This window comes from Streptomyces sp. NPDC088157 (assembly GCF_044741545.1).
Classification (GTDB): Bacteria; Actinomycetota; Actinomycetes; order Streptomycetales; family Streptomycetaceae; genus Streptomyces.
The window spans coordinates 787,882-799,444 of record NZ_JBIUSU010000002.1 but is presented as its reverse complement, the minus strand read 5'-3'; the positions used below and the strand labels follow the sequence as shown (position 1 = coordinate 799,444).

Genomic DNA, 11,563 nt, shown 5'->3' with positions numbered 1-11,563 from the left:
AGGGCGACACGCCTTCCCGGGTGGGGCTATCGCGATCTATCGTGTTTCGGTACGCTCCTCTCGTGGACCTTCAGAAGCAGAGCGCCGCACCCGCGCCGGCCGCCGAGTTGCGCGCCTCGGACGCCGACCGTGACCGTATCGCCGACATGCTCCGCGAGGCCCTCGCGGAGGGCCGGCTGACCGCCGACGAGCACGCCGAGCGCGTCGAGGGCGTACTGGCCGCCAAGACGGTCGGCGAGTTGGAGGCGTTCGTCCGGGACCTGCCCGCCGCGCACGAGCGCCGGGCGACCCCGTCCTCCGCCCCCAGTCGGCCCACCGTCGGCGCGATCCCCGCCGATCCCGACGACAACGTGGTCGCGGTCTTCAGCAGCGCCGTCCGCAGGGGCCGCTGGCGCGCGGGGCGCCGTATCCACGCGTACGCGGTCTTCGGCACCGTCGAGATCGACCTCACCGAGGCGCTCTTCGAGTACCAGCAGGTCGTGATCAAGGCGTTCTCGGTCTTCGGCAACGTCGAGGTCCGCGTCCCGGAGAACGTCTCGCTGCGCGGCACCGGCGGCGCGGTGCTCGGCAACTTCGAGGTGGACGCGCTCGATTCGCCCCAGTCCGACGCCCCGGTGGTCTATGTCGACGGCTGGGCGGTGCTGGGCAACATCGAGGGCCGGCCGAAGCGGGGCAAGCTCGTCGCGGACATTCTCGATCGGGTTCAGGACAAGGTCGACAGGAGTTTGCGCAAACACCTGGACCGTTGACGGCCGTGAACCTCAGCGCAGGACCGCCGGGGCGGTGCGGGCGGCCGCCCGGGGGGCGCGGCGGTCGGGAACTCAGTGCATAGGCGCGCGCACAGCGGGTAGGCCTGCTGCATCGTCTCTCGCTCGCGAAGCCGTCGTCAGGAGTAGACCCGTGCTGCAACCGCCGCATTCGTCCCTGCAGGTCGCCGCTGTCCCGGCCCAGCGGGTACCAGCGCGCGACAGGGACCAAGACGCCCCCTGGCATACCGAGGCGGTGTGCCGGCGGGACGAGGCGGGCCTGTTCTTCGCTCCCTCCAAGGAGCCCACGGCCGCCCGGCTCTCCCGCGAGGAGGCCGCGAAGCGGGTCTGTGCGCGTTGTCCCGTCATGGTGGAGTGCCGCGAGCACGCGCTCCTGCAACCCGAGCCCTACGGCGTCTGGGGCGGCCTCACCGCCGCCGAACGCCGGGTGGCTCTCGCCCGGCGCCGTCGCCGCGACGTGGAACTGAAGAAGGCGGCGCAGACGTCGGGCCGCATAGCGGCGGCAGGCTAGGACGTACGGAGACCCTCGGGGCACCCGCGGGCCCCTCGGGGGCACGCGAAAGGGGCACCCCCACCGCACCGGGGGTGCCCCTCTCACGCCGTGCGTGACGGACCTACTTGGCCCGGTCGAAGTCGACGGCGCTGTAGGCCCGCAGCTTGCTCAGGCGGTGCTCGGAGTCGATCCGCCGGACTGTCCCGGACTTCGACCGCATCACGATCGAGTCGGTGGTCGCGGTCTCCGACCGGTACCGGACTCCCCGCAGCAGCTCACCATCAGTGATACCGGTGGCGACGAAGAACACGTTCTCGCCGGTCACCAGGTCCTCGGTGGTCAGCACGCGGTCGAGGTCGTGCCCCGCGTCGAGCGCCCGCTGCCGCTCCTCGTCGTCCTTGGGCCACAGCTTGCCCTGGATGACACCGCCCAGACACTTCACGGCGCAGGCCGAGATGATGCCCTCCGGCGTGCCGCCGATGCCGAGCAGCAGGTCGACGCCGGTGCCCTCGCGCAGGGCCAGGATCGAGCCGGCCACGTCACCGTCGGAGATCAGCTTGATGCGCGCACCGGTCTCCCGGATCTCCTCGATGATGCCCTCGTGCCGCGGGCGGTCCAGGATGACGACGGTGACGTCCTCGGGCGTGGCCCGCTTGGCCTTGGCGACCCGCCGGATGTTCACGGCCACGGGTGCGTCGATGTCGACGAAGTCCGCGGCCTCGGGGCCGGTGACGAGCTTGTCCATGTAGAACACGGCGGACGGGTCGAACATCGCGCCCCGCTCGGTGGCGGCGAGGACGGCGATCGCGTTCGGCATGCCCTTGGCCGTCAGCGTGGTGCCGTCGATCGGGTCGACCGCGATGTCGACCTCGGGCCCGGTCCCGTCACCGACGCGCTCGCCGTTGAAGAGCATCGGGGCCTCGTCCTTCTCGCCCTCGCCGATGACGACCACGCCGTTCATCGACACGGTGGAGACGAGGGTCCGCATGGCGCGCACCGCGGCACCGTCGGCGCCGTTCTTGTCGCCGCGTCCCACCCAGCGGCCCGCGGCCATGGCGGCGGCTTCGGTCACCCGGACGAGTTCGAGGGCGAGGTTGCGGTCGGGGGCCTCGGAGGGGACATCGAGTTCGGACGGCAAGTGATGATGCTCGGTCATCGGAGCGCACCTTTCTGATACGACGACGGCCGGATGAGGGTTCGAACCCGACTCTATCGTCAGTCCGACAAAATGAGCAGGGGACCCCACGGATGAGCGCATCGGGCACCTGCGACGATAGGGGGCGTGGCAGGTTCGAACGGCAAGCAGAAGACGGCCCGCGACATGATCCTCTCGCTCGGAGTGATCATGATCGCGGCGTGGGTCATATACCTCTTCGTCCCGCACGACGATCGCCCCCGCGACGTCCAGCAGGTCGACTACCGCGTGGAGCTCCTCACGGCGCGCCGCGCCGCCTCGTACCCGGTGGCCGCGCCCGAGGGCCTGCCCGACACCTGGAAGGCGACCTCGGTGCGTTTCCAGGGCGACGACTTCGACGCCTGGCACCTCGGTTTCCACGCTCCCGACGGTGAGTACGTGACCATCGAGCAGTCCACTCAGCAGCGCCCGGAGTTCATCGAGGAAGCGAGCCAGGGCTCGACCGCGACCAAGGTCACCGAGCAGATCGCCGGCCGTACCTGGACCCACTACACCGGTGGCCGCTACGACGCACTCGTTCTCCAGGGCGCGGCGGGCTCCACCACCGTGGTGGCGGGCACGGGCGGCTTCTCGCAGCTGTCGATGATGGCCGAGGCGCTGAAACTGGCGTGAGCGCCCCCTGGCCCGCCCGAGTCGGTGCCCCTGAGGCCCGCCCGAGCCGGCGCGGCGCCCTGAGGGCCGCCGCAGCCCCTGAAGCGTGAAGAGGCCCCCGGCCGTGTGCCGGGGGCCTCTTCACGCTTCACCGCTGCGAAACGGTGCTGTCAGACGGTGGTGACGACCTCGTCGTACGCCCGGCGCGGGGAACGCGGGTAGGAGGCGCCCTCGCCCGGCTTGCCGATGTTGACGACCATCAGCGGGGTGTGGTCGCCGTCCAGGAACTCCTTGCGGATGCCCTCGAGATCCGCGCCGGTCATCGGGCCGGCGGCCAGACCGGCGGCGCGGACGCCGATGATGAAGTACGCGGCCTGCAGGGCGGCGTTCAGCGAGGCGGAGCCCTCACGGGCCGGACGCTCGCCGAAGAACAGCTCCTTGGCCTGCGGGAAGGCCGGGAACAGGGACGGCAGCTCCTCGTGGAACTCGTTGTCCGCGGAGAGGATCGCGACCAGCGGGGCGGTGGCGGTCTTGGCCTGGTTGCCCTCGGCCATGTGCCGCACCAGGCGCTCGCGGGCCTCGGCCGAGCGGACCAGGGTGATGCGCAGCGGGGTCTGGTTGAACGCCGTCGGTCCGTACTTGACCAGGTCGTAGATCGCCTGGATCTGCTCGTCGGTCACCGGCTCGTCGGTGAAGGTGTTCGCGGTGTGGGCCTCGCGGAACAGCAGGTCCTGGGCGGCGGCGTCAAGAGCGAAAGACATGGGGGGACTTCCTCGGGAGTGGCGTCCGGATCCGAGTACCGGACCGTGGTCCGGATCGGCTGACGGCACTGACCGTACGCGAGGGAAGGTTCAAAGTTCAACAAGTACTGGGAGTGCGTGATCCACTTCACAGGAACGGGGAGAGCCGGGGGCGCCGATCCCGCCGTACGGAACCCGAGCCGGGGCGATCCGTAGCGCTGATCCGCTTCGCGGCCGGCCCGGCCCGGTCATTCCTCCCCTTCCGCTTCCCCCTCCTCGGCCAGCGCCGCGTCCAGCCGGGCCCGCGCACCCTCCAGCCAGCGCCGGCACACCCTGGCCAGCTCCTCACCGCGTTCCCAGAGGGCGAGGGACTCCTCCAGCGTCGTACCCCCCGCCTCCAGCCGTCGTACGACCTCGATCAGCTCGTCGCGGGCCTGCTCGTACCCGAGCGCCTCGTCCGTCTTGCTCGTCATGCACCCATTCCCGGTGGTCTCGTCCCGTCCATGCCTGTTGTCGCCGTGGTCCTACGCGTCGCCGTGGCTACGCGTCGGCGCCGTCCTGGTGGTCGGCGCCGGCCCGCACGGTGAACTCGCCCTCGGCGACCCGTGCGCGCAGCGTCTCGTCGGCCGTCACCTCGGCCGGATCCCGGATCACATGTCCGTCGGCCTTCTGCAGCACCGCGTACCCCCGCTTCAGCGTCGCGGCCGGCGAGAGCGCCACCACGCGCGCGTGCGTGTGCGTCAGTTCCGAGTCGGCGCGGTCCAGGAGATGCCCGAGCGTGCGACGTGACCGGTCGACGAGCGAGGAGACGTGGTCGGCCCGCTCGTCGATCATCCGGTGCGGATCCTGTATCGCGGGCCGCGCGAGGGCGTGGGCGAGCCCGCGCTCCTCGCGCTCCAGGAACGCCTCGGCGCATCGCCGGGCCCGCCCGCGCAGCATCCGCACCCGCTCCAGTTCCTCGCCGACGTCCGGTACGACCTTCTTCGCGGCGTCGGTCGGGGTCGAGGCGCGCAGGTCGGCCACATGATCGAGCAGCGGGTTGTCCGGCTCGTGCCCGATCGCCGACACGACCGGCGTACGGCAGGCCGCGACCGCCCGGACCAGCTGCTCGTCGGAGAAGGGCAACAGGTCCTCCACGCTTCCACCGCCCCGCGCGACGATGATCACGTCCACCTCGTCCAGGCCGTCCAGTTCCTTCACCGCCTGGACGACCTGCGTCACCGCGTGCACCCCCTGGACGGCGACGTTGCGCACCTCGAAGCGGACGGCCGGCCAGCGGTGCCGGGCGTTCTCCAGGACGTCCCGCTCGGCGGCGGACGCCCGCCCGCACACCAGCCCGACGAGCTGCGGCAGGAAGGGCAGCGGCTTCTTCCGCGCGGGGGCGAAGAGCCCCTCCGCGGCCAGGGCCTTCTTCAGCTGCTCCAGCCGCGCCAGCAGCTCACCGACCCCCACCGGCCTTATCTCGACGGCCCGCAGCGACAGCTGGCCGCGCGGCGCGTACCACTCCGGCTTCGCGTGGACGACGACCCGCGCGCCCTCGCCGACGACGTCCGCGACCGCGTCGAAGACCTGCCGGTAACAGGTCACGCCCACCGAGATGTCGTGCGAGGGGTCCCGCAGCGTCAGGAACACCACGCCGGCACCCGGGCGTCGCGACAACTGGGTGATCTGTCCCTCGACCCATACAGCGCCGAGGCGGTCGATCCAGCTTCCGATGAGCCGCGAGACCTCGCCGACGGGCAACGGGGCGTCCGCGGACGTGTTCACAGCCATGCGCTCGAGAGTATCGGCCACCACCGACAACCCCGGTCAGCTCCCTTCGAGACACCGGGCGCGGCAGAACAGCCCGTCATGCGCGGCACGCGCGGTACGCGCGTCATATCTGTCATGTCTGTCATGCCTGTCATGGGGCCCTCCCGCTCGAGCGAAGCCGCGAGCGATGCCGAGAGCGGGGTGCCCGGACACGAGACCCGTCCAGGGCCTACGCGGGGGTGCGGGGGTGCGGGGGCGGCAGCCCCAGGTACGCCGGGGGTGGCCGGACGCGGCCTTACGATGGGACACATGACTGCTTCGCCTGGCCGCCGCCGTGTCCTGCTCGCCGCTCCCCGGGGCTACTGCGCGGGCGTCGACCGTGCCGTGATCGCCGTCGAGAAGGCCCTGGAGCAGTACGGGGCGCCGGTGTACGTCCGGCACGAGATCGTCCACAACAAGTACGTCGTGCAGACCCTGGAGCGTAAGGGCGCCGTGTTCGTCGAGCGGACCGAGGAGGTCCCGCCGGGCAACATCGTCATGTTCTCCGCGCACGGAGTCGCCCCGGTCGTCCACGAGGAGGCCGCGCGCGGGCGGCTGGCCACCATCGACGCGACCTGCCCCCTGGTCACCAAGGTCCACAAGGAAGCCGTCCGCTTCGCGAGCGAGGACTACGACATCCTCCTGATCGGGCACGAGGGCCACGAGGAGGTCATCGGCACCTCCGGCGAGGCGCCCGAGCACATCCAGCTCGTCGACGGCCCCGAGGACGTCGCCAAGGTCGAGGTCCGGGATCCGTCGAAGATCGTGTGGCTCTCGCAGACCACCCTCTCGGTCGACGAGACCATGGAGACGGTCGACGCGCTGAAGGAGAAGTTCCCGCAGCTCATCTCCCCGCCCAGCGACGACATCTGCTACGCCACGCAGAACCGTCAGCTCGCGGTGAAGCAGATGGGCGCGGAGGCGGAACTGGTGATCGTGGTCGGCTCGCGCAACTCCTCCAACTCCAAGCGGCTCGTCGAGGTCGCCAAGCTCGCCGGCTCCCGCGAGGCCTACCTGGTGGACTTCGCGAGCGAGATCGACGAGGCCTGGCTGGAGGGCGTGACCACGGTGGGCGTCACCTCCGGCGCCTCCGTCCCGGAGGTCCTCGTCGAGGAGGTCCTGGCCTGGCTCACCGAGCGTGGCTACGGGGACGTCGAACTCGTCAAGGCGGCCGAGGAGCACATCACCTTCTCGCTGCCCAAGGAACTCCGCCGTGACCTGCGCGACGAGGCGGCGGCACTGGCGGCCGCGCGCGGCGGCAGCGGCGCGGAATCCGACGCGGAGGCTTCCGGCACAGTGTCCGGTGCGGCGGCGGACGGGAGCTGACCCGGCACCTCGGCGGAGTGACGGTCGGTCGACCGTCGTAACGTAGGGCCATGCAGATCTTCGGCGTGGACATCGGCGGATCCGGGATCAAGGGCGCCCCTGTGGACCTGGACAAGGGTGACCTGGCCCAAGAGCGTCACAAAGTGCTCACCCCGCACCCGGCCACGCCCGAGGGCGTGGCCGACGGAGTGCGGGAGGTCGTCGAGCACTTCGGGTGGACGGGACCGGTGGGCCTGACCTTCCCGGGCGTGGTCACCGGCGGCGCCACGATCCGCACGGCGGCCAACGTCGACAAGAGCTGGATCGACACGGACGCGCGCGCCCTGTTCAGCGAGCGGCTGGGCGGCCTGCCGGTGACGGTGGTCAACGACGCGGACGCGGCGGGCGTCGCGGAGATCTCCTTCGGCGCCGGCCGCGACCGCAGCGGCACGGTCATCCTGCTGACGTTCGGCACGGGCATCGGCAGCGCCCTCTTCGTCGACGGGGTGCTCGTCCCCAACACCGAGCTCGGCCACCTGGAACTGCACGGGCACGACGCCGAGAAGCGCGCCTCCAGCAAGGCCAGGGAGGACGGCGAGCTGACCTGGGAGCACTGGGCGCGCCGGGTCACGAAGTACCTCGCCCACGTCGAGATGCTCTTCTCGCCCGAGCTGTTCATCATCGGCGGCGGCGTCAGCCGCAAGGCCGACAAGTTCCTGCACCTCATCGAGGACATCAGGGCGGAGATCGTGCCGGCCCAGCTGCAGAACAACGCGGGAATCGTGGGAGCGGCGATGCGGGCGGCGAAGGGGGAGTAGCGGCGGCCGGCGGTGCTAGCGGCGGCTAGCGACGGTTCGCGCTCTGTCGGCGGGCAGCCGCCCTGCGCAGTCCGCGCGCCAGGATGGTCGCTCCCGCCACGATGGTCCCGCCGTACAGCCAGCCGACCTGCGTGGCCAGCGCTGTCACCAGCCCCATCAGACGCGCCCCGATGCCGTTCCCGCCCTCGGACACGGGCAGGAGCCCCACGGCGAAGGCGATCGGCGCGACCACCGGCGCGGACAGCAGGTCGCTTCCGCGCACCCACAGGGCGGTCAGCAGGCACACCGGCAGGAACAGCACGCTGTACACCGTCAGTGAGGCATCGAACAGCAGCTCGTCCAGGCACCCGACCGCGAACATCAGCACCGCGCTGAACAGCCCGCCGCCCAGCCCGGTGAGCCGGGGGTTCGGCATCCGGCGCACCGTCCGCGCCGTCCGCACCAGGGGCGGCGCGGGCCGTCGCCCGGCGGGGGAGGGACGACGTCCGTCGGAGCGCGGGGCGGCGGACCGGGCATCCCCGCGGCCGGCGCCCCCGCCCGCCGGGCGCGGCGGCCTGCGGCTCGCTTCCCCGCCCGCCTGCGGCGGCAGCGGTGGCAGGGGCGGGACGTCGCGGCGGGTGCCTTGGGGCCGGGGGCGTGTCCTGTGTTGCTCCACTGCACCAACTTAGGTCGTTTTATGTGTCGAATCGGGTATCGGACACGCCGTGGGGCGGAGCTTGGCCATGCGTTCGACCGGCCAGCCGGGCCGGCGCCGGGCACGCCGTAAACTGGTGGACCGGTCAGCTCTCTGGCCCCCGGCCCTTTCACTTCGGGACTGGCCCTCCGGCCCTCTCACCACGGGAAGTCGCAACGTGTCGCTCACGATCGGAATCGTCGGTCTGCCGAATGTCGGCAAGTCGACCCTGTTCAACGCCCTGACCAAGAACGACGTGCTGGCGGCCAACTACCCGTTCGCCACGATCGAGCCGAACGTCGGCGTGGTCGGCGTCCCGGACGCCCGTCTCACGAAGCTGGCCGAGATCTTCTCCTCGCAGCGGATCATCCCGGCGACGGTGGACTTCGTCGACATCGCCGGCATCGTGAAGGGCGCTTCGGAGGGCGAGGGTCTCGGCAACAAGTTCCTCGCGAACATCCGCGAGTCCGACGCGATCTGCCAGGTCATCCGCGCCTTCAAGGACGAGAACGTCGTCCATGTCGACGGCAAGGTCTCGCCCAAGGACGACATCGAGACGATCAACACCGAGCTGATCCTCGCGGACCTCCAGACGATCGAGAAGGTCCTGCCGCGTCTCCAGAAGGAGTCGCGGATCAAGAAGGAAGTGGCGGCGAAGGTCGCGGCGGTCGAGGGGGCGAAGGAGATCCTGGAGAAGGGCGACACCCTCTTCTCCGCGGGCATCGTCCAGGGCTCCGGCAACGAGGAGCTGCTGCACGACCTGCACCTGCTCACCACCAAGCCCTTCCTCTACGTCTTCAACGTCGACGAGGACGAGCTGGTCGACGAGGACTTCAAGGCCGAGCAGCGCGCCCTGGTCGCCCCCGCCGAGGCGATCTTCCTCAACGCCAAGCTGGAGCAGGACCTCGCCGAGCTGGACGAGGACGACGCGATGGAGCTGCTGGAGTCGGTCGGCGCCGAGGAGCCCGGCCTCGCCACCCTCGCCCGCGTCGGCTTCAACACCCTCGGCCTCCAGACCTACCTGACGGCCGGCCCCAAGGAGTCCCGGGCCTGGACCATCAAGAAGGGCGCCACCGCGCCCGAGGCCGCCGGCGTCATCCACACCGACTTCCAGAAGGGCTTCATCAAGGCGGAGGTCATCTCCTTCGCCGACCTGGTGGAGACCGGCTCCGTGGCCGAGGCCCGCGCCAAGGGCAAGGCCCGCATGGAGGGCAAGGACTACGTCATGCAGGACGGGGACGTGGTGGAGTTCCGCTTCAACGTGTAGCGGGTGGCATAACACCACTTCGCTGATCTAGCAAACATGCACGTCAGAAGGGGTCCGACTCTTCGGGGGCGGGCCCCTTGTTCTTCGGGTGCAGTAAACGGTGCTCACGTCGGCGAGCTGGGGAACCTCCTCGCGGCGCAGCCCCGGGGACGCGGCGCTCACCGCCGAAGACCGTCACGCCGGCCTCCTCGGGGCTGATCCGGCCTGGAGCCTGTTGGTTGGTCGGCTGCCTCAGGCACCGCTGTTGCTGGTCGGCTTCCAGGGGGTTTGATGTCCGGAACCGGGCGGATGGCATCCCTCTGCACTGTGGTGGCGACTCGTCCGGAAGGTCCGTCGGCTTGCGCGGTCCCTTCCCGTGATCCGCATCCCGCCCGGGGGCGGGGAGGCAACCAGCGGCGAACCCCTCTGACCTGCGACTCCGCGCTACCGGAAGGGGCTGGCGCTGGGGGTTACTGCTGTGAGGGGTAATGACAGGGTCTCTCAGTTGGTGTGCGGCGAACCTACCCTGACCTCATGGACAACCGCGCCGAAATCAGTGCGTTTCTGAAGTCTCGCCGTGACAAGATCACGCCCGAGCAGGCCGGTCTGCCCGTGTACGGACAACGCCGGGTGGCCGGGCTCCGCAGGAACGAGGTCGCGACGCTCGCCGGGGTCAGCGTCGAGTACTACACGCGTCTGGAGCGCGGCAATCTCAGCGGTGTCTCCGACAGCGTCCTGGAGGCGCTGGCCCAGGCTCTGCGGCTCGACGACACGGAGCGCACGCACTTGTACGACCTGGCCCGAGCGGCGAACACGACGCCCGCCCGTGTGCGGCGCCGGACTGTCCGGCCGGCTGTGCGGCCCAGCGTGCAGCGCATCGTTGACGGGATGCCGGGCATGCCGGCGTTCGTGAAGAACCACCGATTCGACGTTCTGGTCGCCAACCCGCTCGGTCGCGCACTGTTCTCGGAGATGTACGCCGATCCGGTCTGTGGGGCGAACACCGTGCGGTTCGTGTTCCTCAGCCCCGCGGCCCGGCGGTTCTACGTCGACTGGGAACGCATCGCCAGGGGCGCTGTGGGTGCGCTGCGGGTCGAGGCGGGCAAGAACCCGTACGACCGCGAGTTGTCGAACCTGATCGGTGAGCTGTCGACCCGCAGCGACGCCTTCCGCGTGATGTGGGGCGCCCACGATGTACACGTCTTCCATGACGGGACGAAACGCCTCCGGCATCCGGTCGTCGGCGAGCTGGAGCTCAGCTTCGAATCGATGAACCTGCCGGACGGCTCGGGGCTGGTCGTGGCGTTGTACAACGCGGCCCCCGGCTCCGCGGCCGCGGACGCGCTGAACCTGTTGGCGAGCTGGTCCGCCACGGCCGAGGCCGCGGCTGTGCAGGCCGCCGAGGCGGACTCCGAGAACTGAACCGACGTCCACAGCCCCGCCTTCTCCGGCTGCCGCCGGCAGTAAGGGCGGGGCTTTGGCCTGCGCATATGCCGCTGGGGGTCCCTGCTGTTACCCCTCACAGCGGAGACTCCCTCATCGTGTCCGTTCCCGGTTGCATGGTCAGTGCCCCGTTGTGGGGCCGACCGGTGTCGAACCTCGTATCGGTCCGTCCCCGCTCATGCGAGGAACCACCATGACTGGCAAGAGCACGATGATCACGCTGAACAACGGCGTGCGGATGCCCGCGCTCGGCCTCGGCGTCTTCCAGAACCCACTGGAGGAGACCGCCACCGCGGTCACGACCGCGCTCCAGCACGGCTACCGACTGATCGACACCGCCGCCGTCTACGGCAACGAGAAGGAGGTCGGCGAGGGCATCGTCGCCTCCGGCGTCGACCGCGGCGAGGTCTTCGTGACCACCAAGCTGTGGCTCTCGGACTTCGGCCGCGACGCGACCCTGCGTGCCTTCGACACCAGCCTGGGCAGGCTGGGCCTGGCGTC

The 11,563-nt window shown here is 70.5% G+C and carries 12 protein-coding genes and 1 pseudogene; 8 read left to right on the top strand and 5 right to left on the bottom strand.

Annotated features, from left to right (window positions below):
* Positions 1 to 62: 62 nt before the first annotated feature.
* Both ACIPFH_RS09805 and ACIPFH_RS09800 read left to right on the top strand, forming a co-directional pair.
* A complete protein-coding gene (locus tag ACIPFH_RS09805) occupies positions 63 to 749 on the top strand; it encodes a DUF1707 domain-containing protein (RefSeq protein WP_401824693.1) in 687 nt (228 codons plus the stop codon).
* Between the two features lie 151 nt (positions 750 to 900).
* The gene (locus ACIPFH_RS09800) at positions 901 to 1,278 is read left to right on the top strand and encodes a WhiB family transcriptional regulator (RefSeq protein WP_356256163.1); all 378 of its coding nucleotides are present in this window, start codon (positions 901 to 903) and stop codon (positions 1,276 to 1,278) included.
* A 103-nt stretch (positions 1,279 to 1,381) separates the two neighbouring features.
* On the opposite strand, the gene glpX is transcribed toward ACIPFH_RS09800, so the two are convergent.
* Complete coding sequence (gene glpX, locus ACIPFH_RS09795) at positions 1,382 to 2,416, bottom strand: class II fructose-bisphosphatase (RefSeq protein WP_356256160.1); 1,035 nt, start codon at positions 2,414 to 2,416, stop codon at positions 1,382 to 1,384.
* A 126-nt stretch (positions 2,417 to 2,542) separates the two neighbouring features.
* On the opposite strand from glpX, the gene ACIPFH_RS09790 reads away from it, so the two are divergent.
* A complete protein-coding gene (locus tag ACIPFH_RS09790; protein WP_401824691.1) occupies positions 2,543 to 3,067 on the top strand; it encodes a DUF4245 domain-containing protein in 525 nt (174 codons plus the stop codon).
* Between the two features lie 149 nt (positions 3,068 to 3,216).
* On the opposite strand, the gene ACIPFH_RS09785 is transcribed toward ACIPFH_RS09790, so the two are convergent.
* From ACIPFH_RS09785 to xseA, 3 genes are all read right to left on the bottom strand, one after another.
* Entirely contained in the window at positions 3,217 to 3,807 is a 591-nt protein-coding gene (locus tag ACIPFH_RS09785; RefSeq protein ID WP_401824689.1) for a malonic semialdehyde reductase, read from the bottom strand.
* 227 nt (positions 3,808 to 4,034) lie between these two features.
* Positions 4,035 to 4,259 carry an exodeoxyribonuclease VII small subunit gene (locus ACIPFH_RS09780; RefSeq protein ID WP_401824687.1) on the bottom strand — a complete coding sequence of 75 codons (225 nt, stop codon included), beginning with the start codon at positions 4,257 to 4,259 and terminating at the stop codon, positions 4,035 to 4,037.
* Between the two features lie 67 nt (positions 4,260 to 4,326).
* A complete protein-coding gene (gene xseA / locus ACIPFH_RS09775) occupies positions 4,327 to 5,559 on the bottom strand; it encodes an exodeoxyribonuclease VII large subunit (protein WP_359128374.1) in 1,233 nt (410 codons plus the stop codon).
* A gap of 288 nt (positions 5,560 to 5,847) precedes the next feature.
* Here xseA and ACIPFH_RS09770 point away from each other — a divergent pair, with 288 nt between their 5' ends.
* Complete coding sequence (locus ACIPFH_RS09770; protein ID WP_401824686.1) at positions 5,848 to 6,903, top strand: 4-hydroxy-3-methylbut-2-enyl diphosphate reductase; 1,056 nt, start codon at positions 5,848 to 5,850, stop codon at positions 6,901 to 6,903.
* Positions 6,904 to 6,953: 50 nt separating this feature from the next.
* On the top strand, positions 6,954 to 7,700 hold the full coding sequence (ppgK, locus tag ACIPFH_RS09765) for a polyphosphate--glucose phosphotransferase (RefSeq protein ID WP_401824684.1): 747 nt from the start codon (positions 6,954 to 6,956) through the stop codon (positions 7,698 to 7,700).
* A 25-nt stretch (positions 7,701 to 7,725) separates the two neighbouring features.
* On the opposite strand, the gene ACIPFH_RS09760 is transcribed toward ppgK, so the two are convergent.
* Positions 7,726 to 8,115: a DUF6542 domain-containing protein gene (locus tag ACIPFH_RS09760; RefSeq protein WP_401824683.1), complete on the bottom strand. Its 390-nt coding sequence runs from the start codon at positions 8,113 to 8,115 to the stop codon at positions 7,726 to 7,728.
* Between the two features lie 436 nt (positions 8,116 to 8,551).
* Between ACIPFH_RS09760 and ychF the strand changes: the two genes are divergently transcribed.
* The 3 genes and pseudogenes from ychF to ACIPFH_RS09745 all read left to right on the top strand — a co-directional run.
* A complete protein-coding gene (ychF, locus tag ACIPFH_RS09755; protein WP_401824681.1) occupies positions 8,552 to 9,640 on the top strand; it encodes a redox-regulated ATPase YchF in 1,089 nt (362 codons plus the stop codon).
* 513 nt (positions 9,641 to 10,153) lie between these two features.
* Positions 10,154 to 11,041: a helix-turn-helix transcriptional regulator gene (locus ACIPFH_RS09750; RefSeq protein WP_401824679.1), complete on the top strand. Its 888-nt coding sequence runs from the start codon at positions 10,154 to 10,156 to the stop codon at positions 11,039 to 11,041.
* 214 nt (positions 11,042 to 11,255) lie between these two features.
* Positions 11,256 to 11,558, top strand: a pseudogene (locus tag ACIPFH_RS09745) (aldo/keto reductase); the annotation flags it as partial.
* Positions 11,559 to 11,563: the final 5 nt, after the last annotated feature.